21 protein-coding genes are annotated in these 24,305 nt (G+C 71.6%); 14 read left to right on the top strand and 7 right to left on the bottom strand.

Annotation, left to right across the window (positions count from 1 at the left end):
• The first annotated feature begins 4 nt into the window (after nt 1-4).
• From BUE42_RS01135 to BUE42_RS01125, 3 genes are read left to right on the top strand one after another with little or no spacing between them, the layout of a single operon-like run.
• Entirely contained in the window at nt 5-2,533 is a 2,529-nt protein-coding gene (locus BUE42_RS01135) for a DUF5682 family protein (protein ID WP_073462255.1), read from the top strand.
• Nucleotides 2,530-3,675, top strand: a complete 1,146-nt coding sequence (locus BUE42_RS01130; RefSeq protein WP_073462254.1) for a VWA domain-containing protein — start codon at nt 2,530-2,532, stop codon at nt 3,673-3,675. Before BUE42_RS01135 ends, BUE42_RS01130 begins: the two co-directional genes overlap by 4 nt.
• Nucleotides 3,672-5,699 carry a hypothetical protein gene (locus BUE42_RS01125; RefSeq protein ID WP_073462253.1) on the top strand — a complete coding sequence of 676 codons (2,028 nt, stop codon included), beginning with the start codon at nt 3,672-3,674 and terminating at the stop codon, nt 5,697-5,699. Before BUE42_RS01130 ends, BUE42_RS01125 begins: the two co-directional genes overlap by 4 nt.
• On the opposite strand, the gene BUE42_RS01120 is transcribed toward BUE42_RS01125, so the two are convergent.
• Entirely contained in the window at nt 5,684-6,919 is a 1,236-nt protein-coding gene (locus BUE42_RS01120) for a serine hydrolase domain-containing protein (RefSeq protein WP_073462252.1), read from the bottom strand. The genes BUE42_RS01125 and BUE42_RS01120 overlap by 16 nt on opposite strands.
• 200 nt (nt 6,920-7,119) lie before the next feature.
• On the opposite strand from BUE42_RS01120, the gene BUE42_RS01115 reads away from it, so the two are divergent.
• Both BUE42_RS01115 and BUE42_RS01110 read left to right on the top strand, forming a co-directional pair.
• Nucleotides 7,120-7,827 (top strand): hypothetical protein, encoded by a 708-nt coding sequence (locus BUE42_RS01115; protein WP_143171237.1) that lies wholly within the window; start codon nt 7,120-7,122, stop codon nt 7,825-7,827.
• A gap of 130 nt (nt 7,828-7,957) precedes the next feature.
• The gene (locus BUE42_RS01110; protein WP_073462395.1) at nt 7,958-8,512 is read left to right on the top strand and encodes a thioredoxin family protein; all 555 of its coding nucleotides are present in this window, start codon (nt 7,958-7,960) and stop codon (nt 8,510-8,512) included.
• A 6-nt stretch (nt 8,513-8,518) separates the two neighbouring features.
• Here BUE42_RS01110 and BUE42_RS01105 read toward each other — a convergent pair whose 3' ends face one another.
• A complete protein-coding gene (locus BUE42_RS01105) occupies nt 8,519-9,259 on the bottom strand; it encodes a response regulator (RefSeq protein ID WP_073462250.1) in 741 nt (246 codons plus the stop codon).
• Nucleotides 9,260-9,434: 175 nt separating this feature from the next.
• On the opposite strand from BUE42_RS01105, the gene BUE42_RS01100 reads away from it, so the two are divergent.
• Complete coding sequence (locus BUE42_RS01100) at nt 9,435-9,860, top strand: organic hydroperoxide resistance protein (RefSeq protein ID WP_073462249.1); 426 nt, start codon at nt 9,435-9,437, stop codon at nt 9,858-9,860.
• Nucleotides 9,861-9,898: 38 nt separating this feature from the next.
• Nucleotides 9,899-11,206: an ATP-binding protein gene (locus BUE42_RS01095; RefSeq protein WP_073462248.1), complete on the top strand. Its 1,308-nt coding sequence runs from the start codon at nt 9,899-9,901 to the stop codon at nt 11,204-11,206.
• A gap of 46 nt (nt 11,207-11,252) precedes the next feature.
• Here BUE42_RS01095 and BUE42_RS01090 read toward each other — a convergent pair whose 3' ends face one another.
• A complete protein-coding gene (locus tag BUE42_RS01090; protein ID WP_073462247.1) occupies nt 11,253-11,936 on the bottom strand; it encodes a glutathione S-transferase in 684 nt (227 codons plus the stop codon).
• Nucleotides 11,937-12,181: 245 nt separating this feature from the next.
• Between BUE42_RS01090 and BUE42_RS01085 the strand changes: the two genes are divergently transcribed.
• The gene (locus BUE42_RS01085) at nt 12,182-12,943 is read left to right on the top strand and encodes a DUF4397 domain-containing protein (protein ID WP_073462246.1); all 762 of its coding nucleotides are present in this window, start codon (nt 12,182-12,184) and stop codon (nt 12,941-12,943) included.
• Here the strand turns inward: BUE42_RS01085 and BUE42_RS01080 are convergent.
• The 4 genes from BUE42_RS01080 to BUE42_RS01065 are packed head-to-tail and all read right to left on the bottom strand — an operon-like array spanning nt 12,930 to nt 17,597.
• Nucleotides 12,930-13,583 (bottom strand): response regulator, encoded by a 654-nt coding sequence (locus BUE42_RS01080; RefSeq protein ID WP_073462245.1) that lies wholly within the window; start codon nt 13,581-13,583, stop codon nt 12,930-12,932. The two genes, BUE42_RS01085 and BUE42_RS01080, sit on opposite strands and share 14 nt — an antisense overlap.
• Before the next feature lie 58 nt (nt 13,584-13,641).
• Nucleotides 13,642-13,998 carry a hypothetical protein gene (locus tag BUE42_RS01075; RefSeq protein ID WP_073462244.1) on the bottom strand — a complete coding sequence of 119 codons (357 nt, stop codon included), beginning with the start codon at nt 13,996-13,998 and terminating at the stop codon, nt 13,642-13,644.
• Entirely contained in the window at nt 13,995-16,412 is a 2,418-nt protein-coding gene (locus tag BUE42_RS01070; RefSeq protein ID WP_073462243.1) for a hybrid sensor histidine kinase/response regulator, read from the bottom strand. The genes BUE42_RS01075 and BUE42_RS01070 overlap by 4 nt, the downstream gene beginning before the upstream one ends.
• A 6-nt stretch (nt 16,413-16,418) precedes the next feature.
• A complete protein-coding gene (locus BUE42_RS01065; RefSeq protein ID WP_073462242.1) occupies nt 16,419-17,597 on the bottom strand; it encodes an HD domain-containing phosphohydrolase in 1,179 nt (392 codons plus the stop codon).
• Between the two features lie 219 nt (nt 17,598-17,816).
• On the opposite strand from BUE42_RS01065, the gene BUE42_RS01060 reads away from it, so the two are divergent.
• From BUE42_RS01060 to BUE42_RS01035, 6 genes are all read left to right on the top strand, one after another.
• Complete coding sequence (locus BUE42_RS01060) at nt 17,817-18,293, top strand: Csu type fimbrial protein (protein WP_073462241.1); 477 nt, start codon at nt 17,817-17,819, stop codon at nt 18,291-18,293.
• Between the two features lie 13 nt (nt 18,294-18,306).
• Nucleotides 18,307-18,768, top strand: a complete 462-nt coding sequence (locus BUE42_RS01055) for a hypothetical protein (protein ID WP_073462240.1) — start codon at nt 18,307-18,309, stop codon at nt 18,766-18,768.
• A gap of 44 nt (nt 18,769-18,812) precedes the next feature.
• Entirely contained in the window at nt 18,813-19,514 is a 702-nt protein-coding gene (locus BUE42_RS01050; protein ID WP_235002007.1) for a fimbrial biogenesis chaperone, read from the top strand.
• Nucleotides 19,515-19,527: 13 nt separating this feature from the next.
• Entirely contained in the window at nt 19,528-21,918 is a 2,391-nt protein-coding gene (locus tag BUE42_RS01045) for a fimbria/pilus outer membrane usher protein (protein ID WP_073462238.1), read from the top strand.
• Nucleotides 21,915-22,766 carry a spore coat protein U domain-containing protein gene (locus tag BUE42_RS01040; protein WP_073462237.1) on the top strand — a complete coding sequence of 284 codons (852 nt, stop codon included), beginning with the start codon at nt 21,915-21,917 and terminating at the stop codon, nt 22,764-22,766. The genes BUE42_RS01045 and BUE42_RS01040 overlap by 4 nt, the downstream gene beginning before the upstream one ends.
• A 221-nt stretch (nt 22,767-22,987) precedes the next feature.
• The gene (locus BUE42_RS01035) at nt 22,988-24,289 is read left to right on the top strand and encodes a WD40 repeat domain-containing protein (protein WP_143171236.1); all 1,302 of its coding nucleotides are present in this window, start codon (nt 22,988-22,990) and stop codon (nt 24,287-24,289) included.
• Nucleotides 24,290-24,305 lie beyond the last annotated feature (16 nt).

The raw sequence follows: 24,305 nt of genomic DNA, 5'->3' as shown, positions 1-24,305 counted from the left end.
TGAGGTGCCGACGGGCCAGGTTCGCGTGATCGGCGTGCGCCACCACAGCCCCGCCTGTGCCCGGCTGGTGGCGCATGCGATCGCGCACGAGCGGCCGCAGGCGGTGCTGATCGAGGGCCCGAGCGATTTCAACCCGCGCATCGGCGAGCTGCTGCTCGATCACCAGTTGCCGCTGGCGCTGTACAGCTACGCGAACGAGGACGGGCAGGCGGCGCAGTGCTGGTTCCCGCTGCTCGACCATTCGCCAGAGTGGGTCGCGCTGCGCGCGGGCCGCGACATCGGTGCGGCGCTGCGCTTCATGGACCTGCCGCACTGGCGCTACCGCGCGCTGTCCGATGCGCAGCGCCGCACCGCCGGGCAGTGGAACGCCCGCTCGCGCTACGGGCAGGTGGTGGAGCACCTGTGCCGCCGCTTCGGCTGCGACAGCGACGACGCGCTGTGGGATCACCTGTTCGAATCGCTGCCCGCCGACGCGCCGCCGGACGAGCTGGCCCGGCGGCTCGACCTGTACTTCGCCGAGTTGCGCGGCGACGAGGCCGGCACGCCGCAGGACCAGGCGCGCGAAGCCCACATGGCGCAGTGGATCGCGTGGGCGGCGGCCCACTTCGAGCGCGTGCTGGTGGTGTGCGGCGGCTGGCACAAGCCGGCGCTGGAACGCACACCGTTCGCCCTGAAAACACCGTTCGCCCTGAGCTTGTCGAAGGGCCCGACCATCCTGAGCCTGTCGAAGGACCTGAGCTTGTCGAAGGGGGGGACTGAGCCTGTCGAAGGACCTGCGCGCTCCGGGAACAACCCTTCGACGGACGGGCCTTCGACAGGCTCAGTCCCTGCTCAGGGCGAACGGGAGGGACGCGAACGGGAGGTGCGCTCCGTGACCGACGAACCCGAGGTGCCGCAGCCGGCCGACGAACGCGCCGCCGGTTGCTACCTGGTGCCGTTCGAGTTCCGCCAGGTCGATGCGCTCGGCGGCTATGCCGCGGGGCTGCCGTCGCCGATGTACTACCAGTGGCTGTGGCAGCACGGGCTGCGCCCGGCCGGCGACCGCGCGGTCGCGACGATGGTGGCGCGGCTGCGCCGTGCGCAGGTGCCGCTGTCGACCGCCGACCTGCTGGCCTTCGAGCGCAGCGCCGCCGCCTTGGCCGCGCTGCGCGGGCACGCGGTGCCGCTGCGCGTGGATCTGCTCGACGCGCTGCAATCGGCCGTCGTCAAGGAGGCGCTGGACGTGCCGGCGCCGTGGAGCAACGACCGCCGCCTCGGCCCGCACCACCACCCTGTTCTGCGCGAGGCGCTGCTCGCGCTGACCGGCGACGGTGCCGGCCGCCTGCATGGCGACACGCCGCTGCCGCCGCTGCTGCGCGACGTGCGAGAGCGCCTGGCCGCCCTCGACCTGCCGATCGAGCGCACGGCCCACCAGCGCGTGCTCGACCGCCGCCGCGCCGACGACACCGTGCGCGCCCAGCTGCTGTGGCAACTGCGCTGCCTGAAGATCAGCGGCGTGCAACTCGTCGAGACCAAGGCGCCCCGCGCCGCACGCGGCCTCGCGCGCGAGCTGAACTTCGAGGAGCACTGGCGACTGCAGCAGACCGAGCGCTGGTACCCCGACCTGATCGAGGCCGCAGTGCACGGCGCCACGCTCGAAGCCGCGGCGCGCCAGGCGCTGCTGCGCCAGGTGGCCGACGCCCAGGGCGACGCCGCGGTGCTGGCGCAATGCCTGATGCAGGCGATCCGCGCCGGGCTGCTCGACATGGGCCGCGAACTCGCGCAGCAGCTGCGCCAAGGCATCGGCCGCAGCCACGACCACGGCGCGCTCGCGCGGGCCGCGCAATCGCTGGCCGCGATCGTCGAGTCCGGCTTCTGGGGCGACGACCCGCGCGCGCTGCTCGAAGACACGCTGGCGCTGATGGCCGGGCAGCTGCTGTGGCTGCTCGAAGGCCGCGACGGCGCCGGCAGCCCGCAGTTGCTGGAGGCCGACGTGCGCGCGGCCGCGGTGTTCGACACGCTGCTGCGCCTGCACCTGCCCGCGCTCGACGCCGGCTTCGTGCGGCAGACGATGGCCCGCCTCGCGCGCGCCGCCACCAAGCCGCCGGCGCTGCGTGGCGCGGCACTCGGCGTCGCGTTCCAGCACGACGCGCTGGCCGCCGATGCCCCGACCGCGCGCGACGAGGTGATCGCCATCACGCGCGCGATGCCGCCGCGCGACGCGCTCGGCGATTTCCTGTATGGCCTGTTCTCCTGCGCGCGCGCACTGGCGAGCGAGAGTGACGGCATCGTGCGCGCGATCCATGCGGCGCTCGACGGCATGGGCGTCGAGGACTTCCTGGTCGCGCTGCCGGCGCTGCGCTCGGCACTGGGCTGGTTCCCGCCACGTGAGCGCGGCGCGCTGGCCGCGCACGTCGCGCGGCTGCTCGGGCTGGACGCGAACCAGCGGCAACGACTGCTGAAGCTGCACGACGGCACCGAGGCGCTGCTCGATGCGCGGCGCGTCGAAGCGCAGGCGATGGCCTGGGCAAACCAGATCGGCTTGCTGACATGACCAAGCCGCTGCCCGACCTCGATGCCGCCGAGCGCTGGCGCCTGCTGCTCGGCGAGGCCGCCGACGCGAGCCTCGGCGCGGCCGGTGGCAACGCGGCCGCGATGGACCGCGCGCTCGCGTGGCTGTACGGCCGCGACGACCGGTCGCAGGACGGCCGACATCCCGACGACGCGCTCGACCGCCACGGCGGCAGCGAGGCCTCGCAGCTGACGGTGCCGGAGTGGATCAACGGCATCCACGAGCTGTTCCCGAAGGAGACGATCGAGCGGCTGGAGCGCGACGCGATCGAGCGTTACGGCATCGACGAGGTGGTGACCAACCTCGAGGTGCTGGAGCGCGCGACGCCCAATCCGGCGTTGCTGCAGGCGGTGTTGCGCACCAAGCACCTGATGAACCCGCAGGTGCTCGCGATGGCGCGCAAGCTGGTCGACAAGGTGGTGCGCGAGCTGATCGAGAAGCTCGCGAAAGACGTGCAGCGCGCCTTCAGCGGCGCGCGCAAGCCGCAGCAACTGAGCCTGCAGGGCGCCGCCGCCCAGTTCGCCGCGCGCGAGACGCTGAAGCGCAACCTGCGCCACTACGACGTGCAGCGCGGCCGGCTGGTGATCCAGCGGCCGCTGTTCCACGTCAACACGCGGCGCGTGCTGGAGCCCTGGCAGGTGTTCCTGCTGGTCGACCAGAGCGGCAGCATGCTGAATTCGGTGATCCATTCGGCGGTGACCGCCGCCTGCCTGTGGGGCCTGCCCGGCATCAAGACGCACCTGATCGCGTTCGACACCGAGGTGGTCGACCTGAGCGACAGCGTCACCGACCCGGTCGAGGTGCTGATGGGCGTGCAGCTCGGCGGCGGCACGTTCATCGGCAAGGCGGTGGGCTATGCGGCCGAGCGCATCAGCGTGCCGCGGCGCGCGGTGGTCGTGATCGTCAGCGACTTCTACGAAGGCATGCCGGAGCATGTGCTGATCGGCCACGTGCGGGCGCTGGTGGCGCAGGGCAGCACCGTGCTCGGGCTGGCCGCGCTCGACGAGCGGGCCGATCCGGTCTACGACAAGGAACTCGCCGGCCGGCTGGTCGAGGCCGGCGCGCAGGTGGGCGCGATGACGCCGGGGCAGCTGGCGGCGTGGCTGGCGGAGAAGCTGAAGTGAGCGACACAACGAACCCGGTCCGCGACGACCTGCTGCACCTGTCGCCCGAGGCGCTGTCGCATGCGGCGAACGCCGGCATCGTGAAGCGCGCGGTGCGCGAGCTGGCGGGCGGCTACCGGCCGCGGCTGTCGGTGGATGCGCAGGGGCTGCTGGAGGCGGCGTTCGACGACGGCGTGAGTTGCCGCTGGCCGGCCGGCGTGGCGATCCAGGACGCGCGCTGCAGCTGCAACGCGGCCGGCGTGTGCCGGCACCGCGTGATCGCGGCGCTGGCGTACCGCGAATCGGCGTCGGCACAAGCGGAACAGGCGGCCGCGCCGCTGCCGGTCGCCGCACCGGTGGCCGATGCCGACGATGCGGCGCTGGCGCGCGTCGTGCCGGCCACGCTGCTGGCACAGGCCGGCCTGCTGCGCGATGCCGGCATCAGCATCGAAGTGCGGCAGCGCAGCGGCGGCGACCCGTGTGACACCGCGCGGCTGCCGAGCGCCACCGTGCGCTACTGGGGCGGTGCCGCGCTCGAGACCGCGCGCTGTGACTGCGTGCGCGCGGCGGCCTGCGAGCACGTCGCGCTCGGCGTGTGGGCGTTCCGCGCGGCGCGCGAACAGGATGCGGTGGCAACGCAGCTGACGGTGCGGCTGGGCTCGGCGGGCCAGGCCCATGCGGTCGAGCGGGCGCCGTTCGAGCAGTTGGTCGAGGCGATCGTGCGGCAGGGCGTGTCGCAGGGGGCCGATGCGTTGATGCAAGGCCTGTCGACGGCACGCATCGCTGCGGCGGACGCGGCCTGGCTCGCGTTGCTGCTCGCCGACCTGGAGACCTGGAGCGAGGGCTACGCGAAGCGCCGCGCGCTGTACGACGCCGCGCAGGGCGTGGACCTGCTGGCCGAGCTGGGGCTGCGGCTGGCTGGCGGCGGCCTGCCCGGCCATGCCGCCGCGGTGCTCGGCATCGGCCAGGCCGGCGAGACCGCGCTCGACCGGGTGCGCCTGATGTGCCTGGGGGCGCGCACGCAGCGCGATGGCGAGAGCCGCCGCACGACCCTGGTGATGGCCGACATCGACACCGGCACGCGCCTGGTGCTGGCGCATGCGTGGCAGGTGCCCGAGGCGCGGCGGGCCGACGAGGCGGCGATCCGTGCCGCCGAGCGGCTCGCACCCGGCGTGTTGCTGGAGGCGCTGGCACAAGGCCAGTTGCTGGCGCAGCAGGCCGCGCGCCGGCCCGACGGCAGCGTGCGGCTGGCGCGTGCACGCAGCTCGCAGAACAGCGTGCTGCCGCAATCGGCCGACTGGGCGCAGCTCGGCGCGCCGCTGCGCTTCGACAGCGTGGCCGCGCTGCGCGCCGAGCAGCAGGCGCACCCGACGGCCGCGCTGCAGCCGCGGCATGCGGCGCGGCGCTTCATCGTGTTCAGCCCGGCTGCTGTGCTGCCAGCGGCCTACGACGCCAACGAGCAGGGCGTCGCGCTGCTGCTGCGCGATGCGCAGGACGCGCCGCTGCTGGTGCAGCGCTTCCACGAACGCCATGCGCCGCATGCGCTCGATGCGATCGCCGCGGCGGCGAGCGGCCGGCACGGCGCGCTGCGCCACGTGGCCGGCGTGCTGAGCTGGCAGCACGGCGTGCCGAGCCTGGAGCCGTGGGCGTTGGGCTGCGAGGGCGGGCTGCTGGTGCCGGATTTCGCGAAGGCCAGCGGCGCGCTTGGTGCACTGCCGCTGGGGGTGGCGCAGTCGGCCAGCAGCGACCCTTGCTCGCTGCAACTCGAAGCGCTGCGGCAGCACCTGGCAACACTGCTGCACCACGGCCTCGCGCGGTTGCCGCGTGCGTGGGCCGGTGAATCGGCGCCACTCGCGCGGCGGTTGGAAGCGGCCGGGTTGCGCGAGCTGTCACAGCGGCTGCAGGCACTGTCGGCCGAGGTGGTGGCCGCGCAGGACCATCCCGGCGGTGCGGTGCTCGCGCCGGCGCTGCTGCAACTGCTGGCGCTGCGCCAGCTGCATGAAGACGCGGCGATGCTGGAGCGCGGCGACTACCAGTCGCCGTAGGCCGCGACGATGCCGCGCAGCAGCGCGTTGCGCTCGGCGCCCAGGTGGTTTCCGCTCGCATCGCCCGAGGCATCCTTGCCGACCGCGGTGTGCACGACCACCAGCTTCAGCGCCGGGTCCACGAAGATCGCCTGGCCATAGACACCGAGCAGCATGAAACGCCGCTGCCGCCCCGGCACCAGCCAGGTCTGCAGGCCGTAGCCGAAGTAATTGCTGCCGTGGTACGCCATCTGCCCCGGCCGGAAGGCCTCGGGCTGGCGCGCGGGGTCGGTCATGTCGAGCAGGTGCTCGCGTGACACCACCGCAACACCGTTCACCTGCCCGTCGGCGGCCATCATCATCCCGAGCCGCGCGTAGTCGCGCAGCGTCGCATTGAACCCGCCCTGCGCGAGCTCCACCTGGTCCGCAGGGTTCAGCAGCCAGCTCGCCGCCGCCTGCGCGCCGATCGGCTTCCACAGCCGCTCGCCGACGTACTCGCACAGCGTGCGGCCGGTCGCGCCGCGCAGCACGAGGCCCAGCACCTCGGTCTGCGCGCCGGCGTAGTTGAAGCGCTGCCCCGGCGGATCGCTGCGCTCGGTGACCTCGCGCGCCGCCTGCGCGATGCCGGCGCGGCGCGCCGTCGCGTTGAAGCGCGCGCGATCGTCGTTCGGCGTGTAGTCCTCGACGTAGCGCGCACCCGACGCCATGCGCAGCAGGTCGACCAGGCGCGTGCCGCCATACAGCGTGCCCTTGAGCGCGGGCGCGTAGGCCTCGGCCGGGTCGTCGAGCGACTTCAGCAGGCCGTCTTCCAGCGCCTTCATCACCGCCAGCGCGGTGATCGTCTTGGCCATCGAGTTCGACAGCATCCGCATCGCCGGCGTGCGGTCGTAGTTGTAGCGCTCGGCGACGATCTCGCCGTCTTTCACGACCAGCAGGCCGGTCGCGCGCTGGTGCTGCATGTAGTCGTCGAGCGTCAGCTTGCGGCCCTGGTAGCGGTAGCTGAACGGCGTCTCGGCGGCCGCGGCCTTCAGCGGCACCGGCGTGTCGGCCGGCGCCAGCGTGCACGACGGGTTGAAGCTGTCCATCGCGCTGAACGAGCCGACCAGCCAGGGCTCTTGATAAGCCTGCCGCAGCGTGCGGGCCGCGGGGTAGCCGGCGGCCTGGCCGAGCGCGGCCTCGTCGGGTGCCGCGAACGCGACCAGCGGAGCGAGCAGCAGCAAAGGCAGGTGACACAGGCGCATCGGCCGATTGTCGGGCGCGATGGCAGCGCGTAACGTTTTTTTACGCGCATGCCATGTCAACGCGTGTCTTGCGCGTTCGTTCAGTATCGCAACTAACAAGACACCACACAGCCAAAGCCGTCGTGCCGATCTCCGGATCGGCATGGGATGGGCGGAGCCTTGTCAGTTCGCGCCCCTCCACAACCCATCTTCATATCATCATGAAACTATCAAGCACCCCTTCCTGCCTGTTGATCGCCGGCCTCTGCGCCACGCTCGCCGCCTGCGGTGGCGGTGGTGACGACTGCCCGCCCGCGGTCGACCCTCCGGTCGAGACGCTGCCCGACGTCAACGACTGCTTCACGGTCAAGCCCGGCCTGCGCTACACGATCTCCGATCCGGACAAGACCTATATCGCGAAGTCGGTCCTCTACACGCAGGAAAAGTTCGACGGCGCCGTCCACCCGGTGCAGATCGAGTACTTCGACGTCGAAGGCACCTCGCACGCCGCCAAGCACTATTTTTCGATCGAGGCGGACGGCGTGCGCTTCTGGGGCGACTACGACTACACGCCCGAGGGCGTGCAGGCCACGAAGTCGGTCTACACCGGCTTCCTGCTGCCGAACACGCTGGCCCCCACCCAGACGGTGACGATCCACTACACCGACAACAACTACTTCACGAACGGCGGCTTCCTGGCCGAAGCCGAGCAGGAGACGTGGACCTTCGAAGGCCACGAGACACTGACGATGGCCGGCCGCAGCTTTCCGAACGCCTGCCGCTTCAAGGTCATCGACGACACCCTGCCGTCCTTCGGGACGACCGTGATGTGGGTCGCGCCCGGCTACGGGCCGATCCAGTACAAGTTCATCAATGTCGACGGCACGGTCAGGGGCGTGCGCAATCTCGCCAGCGTGACCGAACCCTGAGCGCCGCGCGGTCATTCCCGTGAAACGTAATGTGTCGGCGTGCCGGGCCGACACACAGGCCTACGAAGAAACCTCGGCGGTGGCGGTGCGCGACCAAGAATCCGCGCACCTGCCACTCCGCACCACCGCCATGAACCTCCGATCCAACGCCCTCCTCGCCGCCGTGGCCATCGCCGCGACGGTGGTTCTCGTCACGCTGGCCGCACCACCGGCCATCGGCACACCCGCCGTCGCCCACCCGGTGGCGGCGCCCGATTTCCAAGGCATCGCCACCTGGCAGAACTCGCCGCCGCTGAAGATGGAGGCGCTGCGCGGCAAGGTGGTGCTGGTCGACTTCTGGACCTACACCTGCAGCAACTGCCTGAACCAGCTGCCGCACGTGAAGGAATGGCACGACAGGTTCAAGGACCAGGGGCTGGTCGTGATCGGCGTGCACACGCCGGAGTACGCCTTCGAGAAGTCGACGCCCAACGTGCAGGACGCGATCCGCAAGCTGCAGATCACGCACGCCGTCGCGCAGGACAACGACTACGCCACCTGGCGGGCGTACGGCAACCAGTACTGGCCGGCGCTCTACCTGATCGACAAGCAGGGCCGCATCGTCTACACGCACTTCGGCGAAGGCCGCTATGGCGAGACCGAGAACAAGATCAAGGCGCTGCTGGCCGAGACGTCGGCACCGTGATCAAGCTCAGTCGCGCGACTCGACGCCCGACGCGAAGACGTAGCCTTCGCTGCGCACCGTCTTGATGTAGCGCGGCTCGCGCGCATCGTCGCGCAGCCGCTGCCGCAGCCGGCTGACCAGCAGGTCGATCGAGCGCTCGAACAGCTCGGCCTCGCGGCCCTGCGTGAGGCTCAGCAGCTGGTCGCGGCTCAGCACCCGCTGCGGGTGATCCAGGAACACCCGCAGCAGCCGGTACTCGGCACCGCTCAGCGCCACCATCACGCCCTGCTCGTCGAGCAGGTGGCGCGCGACGGTGTCGACCTCCCACTCGCCGAACGCCAGCCGGTGCGAGGCTTCGGCCACCCGCATGTTCGGCGGCAGCATGCGGGTGCGGCGCAGCACCGAGCGCATGCGCGCCAGCAGCTCGCGCGCGGCGAACGGCTTGGCGAGGTAATCATCGGCGCCCATCTCCAGCCCGAGGATGCGGTCGGCCTCTTCGTTGCGCGCGGTCAGCATCACGATCGGCGTTGCCTTGTACTTGCCGCTGCGCAGGTCGCGGCACAGCGTCAGCCCGTCTTCGCCGGGCAGCATCAGGTCGAGCACGATCAGGTCGAACGGGCCGGATTCCTCCAGCGCCGCGCGCATGTGCCGGCCGGTCGGCACGGCCACCACGCGCAGGCCGTTCTTGACCAGGTAGGTGGTCAGCAGCTCGCGGATCTCGCGGTCGTCGTCGACGATCAGCACATGGTCGCTGGGCTTGGCTTGCATGGCCGTGACTGTAGTGCGGCGGCCGCCCGGGCGCAGCCCCTTTGTATTGCAGTGTGTCCGGGTCGCACCGCGCCTACATGCGAATGCAAATCCGGGGGGTGGCCGACACACCGGGGATACAGCGGGCCGTTGAAATACAGGCTCGCTTCAACCCAACTCTCCTGAAGGAATCGCCATGCTGCAGAAGATCGCCAATGTTCTCTATACCGCTGCCACCCGTACCACCGGAGGCCGCGACGGCGCGGGCCGTTCCAGCGATGGCGCGCTCGACGTGCAGCTGAGTCCGCCCGGGTCGGGCAAGCCCGGCACCAATCCCGAGCAGCTGTTCGGCGTCGGCTACTCGGCCTGCTTCATGGGCGCGATGCAGATCGCCGCGCGCCAGCTGAGCATCAAGTTCCCGGCTGACACCGCGATCGACGCCCGCGTGTCGCTCGGCAAGACCGCCGGCGACGCGAGCTACGCACTGGCTGTCACACTGTCGATCAGCCTGCCCGGCCTCGACGCCGACGTGAAGCGCCGCCTGGTCGACGCGGCGCACCAGACCTGCCCGTACTCGGCCGCGACGCGCGGCAACATCGAGGTCGACTTCGTGATCGCCTGACATCGATTGCCCGACCCCACCGCAACGGACCGCCAGACATGATCCACGTCACCCTGCCGATGCCGCGCTCGCTGTTCGCGCGCGTCACGCTGATCATCGTGCTCGGTCTCGCGATCGCGCAGGGCCTGACCTTCGTGCTGATCCGCTACGAGCGCGGCATGGCGCTGCGCGAGCTGATGATGCTCGGCATCGAGCGCGACATCGCGAGCTCGATCGCGATCATCGACCGCCTGCCCGCCGACGAACGCGACGGCTGGCTCGCGCGGCTGGAGCGCCGCAACTACCGCTTCTCGCTCGGCGGCAGCGCCGGCGGGCCGGCCCCGGCGGATGCGATGCTGCGGCAGTTCGCGACCGCCATCGTCGATGCGATGAAGCCGTTCGAGACGGTGCGCGTGGCCGAGGTGCCGCAGCCGGTCGGCGGGCTGCAGATCCAGGTGAAGCTGTCGGACGCGAGCATGGTGATCGTGCATGCGCGCCGCGTCGACATGCCGGTGTCGGGCTGGGTCAGCTGGGTGCTGGCGGCGCAGCTCGCGGTGCTGGCGCTGTGCGCCTGGATCGCGGTGCGGCTGCTGACGCGGCCGCTGGCGGCGCTGGCCGCCGCGGCCGACCAGCTCGGCCCCGACCTGAAGGGCCAGGCGCTGCCCGAGCACGGCCCGAGCGAGGTCGCGCACGCGGCCCGTGCCTTCAACGCGATGCAGCAGCGCATCGCCGGCTATGCGGCCGAGCGGGTCGAGATATTGGCGGCGATCTCGCACGATTTGCAGACGCCGATCACCCGCATGCGGCTGCGCACCGACCTGATGGACGACGGCCCCGACCGCGACAAGATCCGCCAGGACCTGGACGCGATGAACCTGCTGGTGCGCGAGGGCGTGACCTACGCGCGCACGCTGCACGGCGCGACCGAGCCGCCGTGCCGCATCGATGCCGATGCGCTGTTCGAGAGCCTGATCGCCGACTACGAGGACGCCGGCGAAGCGGTGCAGCTGGAAGGCCGCGTCAGCGTGCCGATCGTGTCGCGGCCGAATGCGCTGCGCCGCATCCTGATGAACCTGATCGACAACGCGCTGTCGTTCGGCAGCGAGGTGGCTCTGCGGGTGCAGACCGACGGCACGCGGCTGACACTGTCGGTGCTCGACAACGGGCCGGGCATTCCGGAAGACCAGCTGGAGGCGGTGCTGAAGCCGTTCTACCGCCTCGAGGGCTCGCGCAACCGCAGCACCGGCGGCACCGGGCTGGGCCTCGCGATCGCGCACCAGCTGGCGATCGCGATGGGCGCGCAGCTGAGCTTGCACAACCGCAGCGCTGGTGGGCTGGAGGCGCGGCTGGTGCTGTCGCTGGGTTGACGACGCGCTCCGCGCTTGAGTGCTGCAGCTTCAGAAGCCATGCAGGTCAATCGTTCGCGAAGTCGTACGGCCCACCCCGCTCCAGCGCGCGCTGGTAGGCCGGCCGCGCATGGATGCGCTTCAGCCAGGCCATCAGCTTCGGCCGGCTCGCATCCAGCCCCGCGCGCTGCGCCGAGGCCTCGACCGGAAAGCTCATCTGGATGTCGGCCGCGCTGAACTCGCTGCCGGCAAACCACTCGCTCCTGCCGAGCTCCGCCTCCATGAAGTCGAGCTGCCGCTTCAGGTTCGGCTCGACCATCAACGCCAGCACCTTGGCCGAGATGCCCTTCGCGATCGGCTTCACGAAGAACGGCATCGGCGATTTCGGGATGCGGTCGAAGATCAGCTTCAGCAGCAGCGGCGGCATCGCCGAGCCTTCGGCGAAGTGCAGCCAGTAGGTGAAGCGCAGCGCTTCCGGCGTGCCCGGTTCCGGCTTCAGCCGCCCCTGGTTGCCGGGCCCGAAGCGCGCCAGCAGGTACTCGATGATCGCGCCCGATTCGGCCAGCGTGTTGCCCTCGTCGGTGATCACCGGCGACTTGCCCAGCGGGTGCACCTGCAGCAGCTCCGGCGGCGCCAGCATCGTCTTCGGGTTGCGCTGGTACTTCTTGATCTCGTACGGCACGCCCAGCTCTTCGAGCAGCCAGAGCACGCGCTGCGAGCGCGAGTTGTTCAGGTGGTGGACAACGATCATGCGGTCTCCTTGGTGCCGGATGGCGGACAGGGGTGGCTCGAACGGCAGCGCCGGTGGCGCGCATTGTCGCGGTGCGGCATCCGACAGTGCCCGCCCGTGAAGGCGGCGCCTTGTCCGACATCGATCTCAGGCACGCCCCACAGCGGGTCACCGCATCCACCGACACGGTGCACGGTGCACCGACCCTAGAGTCGCCTCACGGTTTCCCGATCGATTCCACCGACTCCATTGAAAGGCTGTCCATCATGCACAAAGCTCTCAAATTCCTCGCGGCGTTCGCTCCGATCCTGCTGGTCGCCGCTTGCGGCGGCGGCGATGACAGCATCGACGACCGGCTGGACATCGCCGACCCGAAGGTGCGCTTCATCCACGCGATCCCGGCCGGCCCGAACGTCGCGCTCTATCGCAACACCGAGGTCTCGGGCGGCATCAGCGATGTCGGCTACCTGTACGCGTCGAAGTACTACGTCGTCGACACCGCACCGGCCGACTACACCGTGAAGACGACCGTCGGCGGCGCCACCGTCGGCACGATCAACTTCAACCCGACGCGCGGCAACAAGTTCACGCTGATCGCGGTGCCGGGCGAAGCCACGACCACCAACCTGCTGCTGATCAACGATCCGTACGACAAGCAGCTCACCGCCACCAACGGCCGCGTGCGCGTCGTCAACGGCTCGTTCAACGCGCAGAACGTCGACGTGTACCTGACCGCCGCCAATGTCGACATCGCCACCGTGGCGCCGAACTTCGCGGCCGCGGCCTACAAGAACGCGGTCCCGGCCTCGAGCGCGAACTCGACCGACTTCACCGCCGGCAACTACGTGATGCGCGTGACGACCGCGGGCACGAAGTCGGTGATCTTCACCGCGCCGATCGAGGTGCAGACCAACGCCGACCTGCTGCTGATGACGGTGCCGCAAAGCATCGCCGTCAACGACGTGAAGGTGCTGGAGGTGATCGCCGACAACGGCCAGCCGAGCACCGAGATCATCAACCAGCCTTGAGGCTGCTGCGATGATGCGACGCCGCCAGCAGCAGCTGGCGGCGTTGCGCATGGGCCTCCAGGAAACCGAGCACCCGGTCCCAGGGCACCGGCTTGCGGTACAGCAGCACGTTGGGCGGCAGGCCGCCGCGGCGCGCGATCTCGTCGTCGTCCAGCCCGGTGACGACCACCTGCGCCATCAAGGCAAGCTCCACATCGTTCTGCACCGCGGCCACCAGCCGGAACCCGTCGACCGGCTCCATCTGCAGGTCGGTGATCAACACATCAGGACGAAAGCGCTCGAGCTTCAGCAAGGCCTCGATGCCGTCGGTCGCGAATTCGCACGAGATCGGCAGCCTGCTGCGGCGCAACACCTTCTGGTAGCTCAGCGTGGTGGTCGGGCTGTCCTCGACGATCAGCACCGTCATGCTCGACGACGGGGCCGGCGTGGCGGCCGACGCCGCCCCCGGCACCAGTTGCAGCTGGCCGCTCAGCAGCGCCTGCACCGAACTGCGGACGATGCGCCGGTGCCCGCCCGGCGTGCGCATCGCGAGCAGCACGCCGCTGTCGACCATCTTCTGGACCGAGGTGCGGGAAACCCCCAGCAGGCCGGTCACCTCGCCCACGGTCAGTAATTCCTCGTGTTCCACGGTGTCGGTCAACTTGCTGTCGGGAGAAGCGCCGATGTTACGGCCTCCGCCCGGAGCGCCCGGGCAGCGCTCAGGAGAAGCGCTGCCGCAGCCACTCGCGCGCCCCGTCGGCCGCCGCCTCCAGCAACTGCGTCACCTCGTGCTGCACCAGGACCGTGTCCAGCACCTCGCCGCCGTGGCAGCTGCGCTCTATCTCGCGCACCCGGCGGCCGGCGTCGAAGCACCAGATCGATTCCAGCGAGTTCGCCAGCTCGTGCAGCACCGCGGCATAGGCGGCGCGGCCGCGTGCCGGGGCGTCTTCCAGCGCCGTGCGGCCGGTGTCCAGGTCTTCCAGGAACGCGAGCAGCACTTTGGCGATGCTGTCGGCATCGCCATCGAAATCTGCCAGCGCGCGCCGGGTGTCGAAGGTGACCTTCGGAAAGTTCATGGGTGAGCGGCTTCCAGGGTGGGTGTCAGGCTGATGCGGGGCAGGAATTCCGGCAGCTCCGGCAGCGGCTCGTTGGCGGCGATCAGCGGCACGAGCTTGCGGATCAGGCCGTTGCGGTCGACCGGCTTCGTGATGTAGTCGTTCATGCCGGCCGCCTGGCATTGCTCGCGCTCGCCGCCCATCGCGAGCGCGGTCACGCCGATGATGGGCACGCTCGCGCCGCTGGTGTGGCCCGCGCCCGACACGCCGCCCATCGCGCGAATCGCGCGTGCCGCGTCGTAGCCGTTCATCACCGGCATCGAGACATCCATCAATATCGCGTCGAAGTGCGCGCCGGCCGCCTTCTCGACCGCCTGCTCGCCGTTGTTCGCGATCTCGACGTGCGCGCCCTCCTGCTGCAGCCACTTGCGCAGCAGCATCTGGTTGATGCGGTTGTCGTCGACGACCAGCACGTGCCGGTCGACCAGCCCGTGCGCCAGCGTGTCGATGCCGATGTCGGGCTGCGTGTGCACGAAGCCGACGCTCGATGCGGCGCGCGGCAAGAAGACGATCACCTCGAAGCACGAGCCGCGGCCCTCGGTGCTTTCGACCTGGATGTCGCCGCCCATCATCCGCGCGAGCTGGCGGCACAGCGCGAGGCCGAGCCCGGTGCCGCCGTAGCGCCGCGTGACCGACTCGTCGGCCTGCGTGAAGGCGGCGAAGAGCCGCTTCTGCAGCGCCTTCGGGATGCCCACGCCGGTGTCGGTGATGGCGATGCGGATGCGGCTGCCGTCGGGCACGCGCGCGTCCCTCGCCTCGGCCACCTCGACCCGCACGCCGCCGGAGGTGGTGAACTTGATCGCGTTGTCGAGCAGGTTGTTCAGGATCTGCGTGATGCGGAACGGATCGCCCAGCAGCACCGGGTGGCCGACGTGGAAGCGCGCCTCGAAGCGCAGCCCGCGCGATTCGGCCAGCGCCTTGAACGGTACGCAGGCATCGTGCAGCTGCTCCTCCAGGTCGAACGGCAGGCTCTCCAGTTCGAGCCGCCCGGCCTCGATCTTCGACAGGTCGAGGATGTCGTTGAGCAGGTTGCGCAGCAGCCGCGCGCTCGACCGCATCACGTCGATGTACTCGCGCTGGTCGGGCGTCGGCGACGAGCGCGTCAGCAGGTCCAGCATGCCGGCGATGCCGTTGAGCGGCGTGCGGATCTCGTGGCTCATGTTGGCCAGGAAGCGCGATTTCACCTGCGCCGACTGCTGCGCCTCGGCGAGCGCCGCCTCCAGCGCGCGCGCGTCGCGCAGCTCCTGCGTCATGTCGCGCAGGAACAGGCACATCTTCGGGCCGTGCGGCAGCTTCATCAGCTCGCCGTACAGCCGCACGGTGGCGGCGCTGCCGTCGGCGCACAGGATGCTGCGGTCGAGCATCAGCCGCGTGCGCTGGCCGGCGCCGTGCGCCGCGAAGTCGAGCATCGTGCGCATGAACTCGTAGCGCTCGCCCGCCGGGATGATGCGGTCGAGCCGGCCACCGACGAGCTGCTCGCCGCGCCAGCCGAACTGGCGCTGCATCGCCTCGTTGCAGATGCGCACGGTGCCGGTCACGTCGTACACCAGCACCGCCTCGGGCATCGCGTCGATCACGCGGCCGAGCGTGCGCAGCGCCTGCTCCTTCGCACGCAGCTGGTGGGTGCGCTGCGCGACCACCTCGGACAGCGCATGCGCGAGCGCCCGCAGCTCGCGCGAACCGACCGCCCGCGGGGGCGGCGCCTGCACCGGCGCCTCGAGGTGGGTCGCGCGCTCGCGCGCCCAGCCGACCAGGCGCTCCAGCCCGCGCGCATGGCGGCGCATCAGCAACCCGAACACCATGCCGCCGGACAACGAGATCGCGACGAACAGCACCACCAGCACGCCCACTACGTAGCGCACCGTGGTGTCGGCCGGGCGCAGGCTGACGGTGGCGACCAGCACGCCGTCGCCGCGCGGCAGCGGCACCCAGCTGCGCATGCGCGTGCCGTCGATCATCTGCCAGCCGGGCTGCAGCATCGCGCCGGGCGACACGTCGAGCGGCAGGGCCGGCGGATCGCCGTCGCCGCGCACGACGCGGGCCTCGCCCTGCGCCGACAGCACGACGGCGTTGACGTAGGTCGGCGCCTCGAGGTGGTTCTGCAGGCTTTGCCGCTGCGCCGCCGCCTCGAACTCGGTGCGCGGCAGGCCGCCGAGGTCGAGCGCCAGCCCGCGCAGGCGGCTCAGGCTGATCCCGCCGGCCACCTGGTGCATCGCCGCTTCGACATAACCGAACGACGCGACGCCCAGCACGATGAGCACGACCGCGAGCGTGGCGGCGTGGATCACCAGCACCTGCGTCGCGAAGCCGCGCCGGCGAAACCAGTCGACGAACCGCGCCGCGGGTGTGCGGCGCGGTTGCACCAGGGTATCCATGATGGGTCAGATTAGAGTCATCGGCGTCGTCTTTGCAAAGGGCTCGGCCATCTCGAAGTACTGCTTGATCGTGAGAAGTTGGTCGGAAGCGTCGGTCAATGCGCTGACGACGGCCGGGTCGAAGTGCGTGCCGGCCTGCGCACTGATCTCACGGATCGCGAGGTGCAGCGGCCAGGCCGCCTTGTAGGGCCGCTCGGTGCTCAGCGCGTCCAGCACGTCGGCCACCGCGACCAGCCGGCCCGACAGCGGGATCTCGTGGCCGCGCAGGCCCTGCGGGTAGCCGCTGCCGTCGAAGCGCTCGTGGTGCGACAGCGAGATCTCGGCGCCGAGCCGGATCACCGCGGACGACGAGTCGCGCAGCAGCTCGAAGCCGAGTGCAGGATGCCTGCGCATCAGCGTGCGTTCGTCGTCGTCCAGGCTGCCGCTCTTGTGCAGCACCGCGTCGGGCACGCCGACCTTGCCGATGTCGTGCAGCGGCGCGGCGGCCACCAGCATCTGCGCCTGGGTCAGGCTGAGCCCGTAGCGGCGGCCGATGACGGCCGCGTAATAGGCCATGCGCTCGGTGTGCTGCCCGGTGTTGCGGTCGCGCAGCGACGCGATGCGCGACAGGTGGCGCAGCATCGACTCGTCCTCGTCGGTGATCTCCGCCTTCTGCTCGTACTGCGCGAGCAGGCCCCAGCCGCCGTGCGATGCCGGCCCCTCGCGGCCGGCATCGGCCAGCAGCACGCGGTCGAGCACCGGCGCGGCCAGCGACGGCGCCGCCATCTCGAACGGCGCCTGCGCGGCGCTCAGCAGGCTCTTCACGCGGCGCAGCAGTTCCTCGCCGGTCAGGTCCTTGGACAGCACGTCGCTCGCCCCGGCCTCCATCGCGCGCGGCCGCAGGGCCTCCAGCGACTGGCCGGTGAACATCACGATCGGCAGCGTGCGCGCCGGCGGGTAGTGGCGCAGCGCCTCGATGAAGCGGATGCCGTCGATCTGCGGCATGCCGTAGTCGACCAGCACCAGGTCCGGCAGGCGGTAGTGGCAGGCCTGCAGCGCCGGCCAGGCACTGCGGAACACCGTGACGTTGCGGAAGCCCCGCGTGTTCAGCAGTTTCTGCATGCGCACACCGACGACCGGGTTGTCGTCGATCACGCAGATGCGTGGCACGAAGGGCGCGAAAGGAAGGGTGCGTGGCGTGTTCATTCGGCAAGTCTGGCAGAAAGAAAAGCGAAAATCGATTGCGATTTATGTGGTTTATTTGCCAAGCAGGCGCAAAAGCACCCCTCATTCAAGGGGGTCGTCCTCACGATTGAGGACGGAAATCTCGCAGGCAACTCATCGGGAATCCGAGGACTTGCGCGGCGCATTCAACTTAATCACAATAATCACCGTAAACGCAACTTTCACACCGGAGATGCCTTCATGAAGAACGTCCTGCTCACCGCCCTGCTCGGGCTCGGCCTGGCTGCCCACGGCAGCGCCTTCGCGACCGATTCCCCCCCGCAGAACTTCACCGTCACGGTCAACCTGACACCGGCCTGCGCGCTCGGCACCGTCGGCGGCATCGCGTTCAACTACACCGGCGCGCAGGCCACGCCGGCCACCGGCAGCGGCGGCGGCTTCACGCTGCTGTGCACCACCAACCTGCCGTACAGCTTCACGCTGGACGCCGACAGCGGCAGCTCCGGAACGGCCACGGCGCGCACCTACACGGACAACGCCACGCAGCTCGCCTACACGCTGACCACGCCGGTCGCCGGCACCGGCACCGGCGCCAGCCAGGGCCTCTCGCTGAGCGCGACGATGGCGGCCAACCAGGCCGGCTCGTGCCCGTCGGCGACCGCCTGCGACAACACCGCAAGCACCAACCGCACCCGCACGCTGACGGTCACGTACTGAGCACGGCCGGCCCATGCATGCCCATCCGCGGGTCGGATCGCTGCGCCGCCGGCACGGCCGGGTGCCGCAGTGGCACGTGCTCGGCGGCGTGTGCGCTGCGCTGGCCGGCAGCACCGGGCTGCCGGCGCGTGCCGGCAGCGCCGAGACCGGCGTCGCGGTCCACATTGCGCTGACGCTGCCGGCCGGTTGCCGCAGCAGCATCGAGCGCTCGGCCGGCGGCGCGCGCGTCACGCTCACCTGCGGGGCCAACCTGTTCATCAACGTGCGGCCGGTCATCGTGTCGGCCGCGGCGGGCGGGTCGGCCGGCGCGACGCGCGGCGCGGCCGATCCGGCAGGCGGCCCGGCCAGCCCGGCCGACGGCGCGGGCGAGACCGTGTCCTGGCTGATCTCGCCCGACGGCGAGCCCGCCGCGGACGACGCGCGGCCGGTGCAGGTCGCCGCCGGCCGCGCGGTCGAGATGTGGATGATCTTCTGATGCGCCCGCCGCGCGCACGGGCCTCGCTCTCGTTGGCGTGGTCGTTGACGTTGTCATTCGCGCTGTCATTGACGCTGGGGGCCACATCGGCCGCCGCCGGCGTCTTCACGATCTCGCCGGTGCGGCTGCACATGGCGCCGCGCGACCGTGCCGTCGCGGTCGCCCTCGGCAACGACGGCGACTCGCCGCTGGTGCTGCAGGCGGAGCTGTTCCTGTGGCGCCAGGATGCCGCCGGCGCCGACGTGCTGACGCCCACCGACGACCTCGTGCTGGCGCCACCGATCGTCAAGCTCGATCCCGGCGGGCGCCAGGTGGTGCGGCTGGCGATGGTGGTGCCGCGCGACGCCGCCCGGCAGCTCACCTACCGCCTGGTCATGCGCGAGGTGCCGGAGGCGCTGCCGGGAGCGCCCGGCGTCAGCGTGCCGGTCGCGCTGGCGATGAGCCTGCCGGTGTTCGTCACGCCGCCGGCGGCGCGCCGCGACCTCGCCTGCACGCTGCAGCGCGATGGCGCGCAGCTGCTCGCGCAGTGCGTGAACCGCGGCAGCGCCTACGCGCAGGTGCGCGAACTGCGCGTGCTGCGGGCCGGCCGGCAACTCGCGCGCTTCGACGGCGGCGCCTACGTGCTGCCGGGGGCCAGCCGTCCGATCGCGCTGCAGTCCGACCCTGACGTCGCGCCCGGACCGGCGCAGCTGGCGCTGCTGTTCGACGACGGCACGCGCCGCACCGACGAACTGGCGCTGCCGTGAGGCCGCGGCCGCGATGGACCGGCACGCGCTGCTGCGCCGGTCGGCCCGGCTCGCCTGGGTGGCGGGCGCGATGACGGCGTGCGCGCTGCCGTTGCTCCACGCCCAGGCGCAGGCGGTCGATGCAAGCGCGGAGCGCGTGCCCGGCGAGCGGCTGATGCCGCTGGAGGTGCGCGTCAACCAGCAGCCGAGCGGCGGGTGGCTGTTGATGGAGCGCGCCGGCGTGCTGTTCGCCCCGGCGATCGCGTTCGACGAATGGCGGCTGAACCGGCCCGAGCTGCCGCCGCTGCGCGTGCGCGGGCAGGCCTGGTACCCGCTGTCGGCGCTGCCGGGATTCGCCGCGCGCTTCCACCCGGCCGCGCAATCGGTGGACCTCGACTTCGCGCCGCAGGCCTTCGCGGCAACGCGCCTCACGCAAGCGGCGCCGAAGCGGCCGACGGTGTCGCCGGCCGAGCCGGCCCTCGCGCTGAACTACGACCTGAGCCTGACCCGCTTGGCGGCGCGCGGCGCGATGGCGCAGCAGGGCCTGGGCGCGCTGGTCGAGCTCGCGCTGTCGGGCAACGCCGGCGTGCTGTCGTCCAGCCACGCCGGACGCAACCTCGCGGTGCGCGGCTTCGATGCAGCGCCGCGCTGGCAGCGCCTGGAGACGAGCTTCACGCACGACTTCCCCGAGCCGCGCATCAGCCTGCGCCTGGGCGACCTCGTCACGCATGCCGGCGCGATCGGCCGGCCGGTGTTCTTCGGCGGCGTGCAGCTGTCGCGCAACTTCGCGCTCGACCCCGCCTTCATCAGCCGGCCGATCCCGTCGCTGGCCGGCACCTCCAGCGCGCCCAGCACGCTGGAGCTGTACATCAACGACGTGCTGCGCCAGACCGGCAACCTGCCGGCCGGCCCGTTCACGGTCAACGAACTGCCGCTGCCCGACAGCACCGGGCAGGTCCGCATGGTGGTGCGCGACATCCTGGGCCGCGAGACGGTCGTCGAGCAGAGCTTCCTGTCGAGCAACGCGCTGCTGGCGGCCGGCCTGAGCGACTGGAGCCTGGAGGCCGGCGAGCTCCGGCGCAACCTCGGCCTGCCCGACGCGCACTACGCCACCCGCTTCGGCGCCGGGTTGTACCGGCTGGGCCTGAGCCCCGACTGGACCGGCGAGCTGCGGGCCGGCCTCTCCGGGCCGCAACAGGAGGCGAGCATCGCGCTCAGCCATGCCCACACGCCGTGGCCGGTGCTGGTGCAGGCAGGTCTCTCGGGCAGCCGCAGTGCCCTTGGGCATGGTGCGGGTTGGCTGCTGAGCATCGAGCGTGCCGGCATCGCGAGCGGCTGGCTGCTGCGCACCGAAGGCAACACCGCCGCCTGGCGCGGGCTGGGCCAGGACCCGCAGACGCCGCCGACGCGCCGCCAGACGACGTTCAGCCAGCGGCTGAACGCAGGGCGCTGGGGCAGCCTCGGGCTGAGCATCGCGCAGAGCGTGGCCGGCGACGGCAGCCGCTACCTCGCGGCCACCACCGGGCAGAGCCTGCGCATGGGCGACCGCAACACGCTGAGCCTGGCCGTCACGCGGCTCACCGGCAGCACCGCCGGCACGCGGCTGACGGCCACGCTGTTCGTGCCGCTCGGACCGCGCAGCGTGCTCAGCGCGACGGCGGCGCACACGCGGCACGGCGACTCCGACACGCTGGTCGGCCTCAGCGCCTCGCCGGACGACCCCGCCGGCTGGGCCTGGCGCCTGCTGGCCGGCGAGCGCAGCAGCGCCGCGCAGGCCGAGGCCGGCCTGTACCGCGACGGTCCGCGCGGCAGCCTCGCGCTCGACCTCGGCCAGACGCGCGAGCTGCAGACGCTGCGGCTGGGCGCGCAGGGCGCCTGGGTGGCGGTCGACGGCACGCTGTTCGCCACGCGGCGCAGCGGCAACGCAATGGCGCTGGTCGAGGTGCCCGGCCAGCCCGGCGTCGGTGTGAGCCTGCTCGGGCAGGTCGCGGCCCGCACCGGCAGCGACGGCCGGGCGCTGCTGCCGCAGTTGCTCCCCTACCAGCCGAACGCGGTGCAGCTCGATCCGTCGGACCTGCCGATCGGCGCCGAACTCGATTCGGTGGAGATGTCGGCCGTGCCCCCGGCACGCAGCGTGGTGAAGCTGCGCTTCCCGGTGCGCAGCGGACGCGCGGCCCTGATCCGCGTGCGGCTGGAGGACGGCGAAGCGGCGCCGCCGGGCGCCGAGGTCGGCATCGTCGGCGACCCGCAGGTGTTCTACATGGCGCGCCGCGGCGAGGTCTTCGTGACCGGCCTCGCACCGACGGCCACGCTGGTGCTGCGCTGGCGCGGGCAGTCGTGCGCGCTGGCAGTGCGGCTGCCGCCGGACGACGGCAACGACATCACGCGCGTCGGACCGCTGACCTGCGCCGGGGTGTCGCGATGAGCTTCGCGCAACGCTCGGGTGCCCTGGCCGGCACCCTGGCACTTCTCGCCGTGCCGGCGACCGCGGCGGGCGCGGTCAGTTGCACGCTGACGCTGAGCTCGCCGTCGGGCAGCGTGGCGGCGGGCGCCCTGACGCTGGGCGGCACGCTGACCGTGCAGTGCACGAAGGCGGCGGACAGCCCGCTCGCGAGCGCCTCGTTCAGCGCCACCGTCGGCTCGACGCACGCGCTGGCCGCCGAGGACAACGCCGGGCGCGGCATCGGCTACGGCCTGTGGCAGGACGCCGGCGCCAGCACCCCGTGGGGCAGCAGCGCGCCGTACGCGCTCAGCGGCAGCGTGGTCTTCGCCGGCGGCCCGATGGCGAGCACGCAGCTGCCCTTCTACCTGGTGGCGCCCGCGCGGGCGTTCCGGCCCGCGGCGGGCAGCTACCGCGACACGCTGCTCGTCACGCTGGCCTACAACGTGGACGGCAGCGCTGCGCGGTCCGGCGGCAGCACCGGCGGCAGCAGCGGGACCGGCAGCGTCGCGCTCGACGTGCCGCCGGCCTGCAGCCTGTCGATGCCGACCGCGGTGACGCTGGACTACGTCGCCTTCCAGTCCGCGCCTGCCATCGCCGCCAACAGCTTCAGCGCCGACTGCAACACCGGTTACGGGCTGGCACTGGACAGCGGCGGCGGCACGCTGCTCGGCCTGCCCTACACGCTGACGCTGGATGCCGACTCCGGCCTCTACGACGGCCAGGTGCACCAGCACCGCGTCACCGGCCGCATCGACGCCGGACTGGCCGGCTCCTGCGCGGCGGCGCCCTGCCAGGCGAGCCGGATCCACTGGCTGACCATCAGTTATTGAGGGGCTGACCGGTTGAACGGTTGAATGGCCCGCTCCAGCGGAGGGCCCGGAGGGCCGGGCGGGCAGCCGACTCCGATACCCTTGCCCGCTGGCGAGGACCCCCCATGTCGACTCTTCTCAGATCGGCCCGAGACAGGGCTGACGGATCCGGCAGTACCGATATCCCCAAGGCACGCAGCCGCCCACGCATCGGTGGGGCGGAGACGCCGCGCATTGCGCTCGTGTGCGTGTTGCTCGCGCTGGTGCTGCTGGCGCTGGATTTCAAGGTCAGCCAACGCGTGCTGGAACTCCACGGCCCGTCGGCGCTGGCGCTGCGCCCCGACGGCACGCAAGCCTGGCTGGCCGTCGATGACGAAATCTGGTCGTTCGACGCCGGCGGGCACCGCGGCAAGCGGGCGAAGCTCGCCGAGATCGGCCTGCCCGGCCACGCCTACAGCCTCGATTGGCACCCGGGCGCCGGTTTGCTGGCGATCCGGCTCGACAACGAGCCGACGATCCACCTGCTCGACCCGGCCACGCTGCTGCCGACCGGCACCATCACGCTGCAATGGCCGCCCGAGCTGGTGGAGCACGCCAGCCGCGCGGTGCACCTGGCCTTTGCCGAGGACGGGCGCATCGCGGCATCGACCGGCGGCGGCCATGCGGTGGCGCTGTTCGGCCGCGACGGCCGCTTCCTCGCGCGCACCGTGCTGGGCACCTACCGCTTCACGAACGGCCTGTGGTGGAGCGGCGATGCGCTGTGGACCACCGACACCAACGGCTTGCAGCTGAAACGGCTGGACGGCCGCACGCTCGCGCTGCAGCAGGCGGTCGACGTGCCGGCGCCGCGCGGCACCCGCTACCTGGGCCTGGCGCGGCCACATCCGCCGCAGGCGGCCGACGTCAACGAACCGCTGCCGCTGGCCACCGTGATCCGTTTCGGCAACGACCGCATCGTCGGCGTGGTGGCCGACATCCTGCCCGGCGGCGGCGAGCTGCTGTTCTCGCAGACCGAGCGCATGGAGCCGCGCGACCTCGGATGGCTGGGGCGCGAGCTGCTGGTGGTCGACGGCCGGAGCCGCTCGGTGCTGCGCTGGAGCGGCGCGCACGAGCCGCTGCCGCCGTTCGGCGATGCCGACAGCCGGCGCGAGCTGCAGGAGACCGGGCAGATGCAGCAGCGCCTGCAGTGGCTGCACCAGGCGCTCGTCGCGGCGGCGATCGGCGGCGTGGTCGCCGCGATCACGCTGGTGTGGCACGCGCGCCGCGGCAGCCGCTCGCGGCGGCGCATCGCGGCCACGCCGCACTGGTGGGCGGTGCTCGCCTCGGCACTGCTGCCGGGGCTCGGCCAGTGGATGCGCGGGCGCAATGCGATGGCGCTCGCCTGGTTCCTGGTCTGGTCGGTCTACACGCTCGCGATCAGCGTGCCGGTGCTGTGGAACCTGCTCGGGCCGCGCAGCGACGTGTCGGTGCAATACGCGGCCGACGTGCTGGCGGTGCAGTTGCTGATCACCGCGTTCGCGGCGCTGGAGGCGGCGCGCCGCTGAGGCCAACGGCGTTGCG

This window comes from Rhizobacter sp. OV335 (genome assembly GCF_900142965.1).
In the GTDB taxonomy this organism is placed as follows: domain Bacteria; phylum Pseudomonadota; class Gammaproteobacteria; order Burkholderiales; family Burkholderiaceae_C; genus Rhizobacter.
The sequence above is the reverse complement of the archived record's forward strand: the minus strand, read 5'-3'. Positions and strand labels throughout refer to the sequence as shown.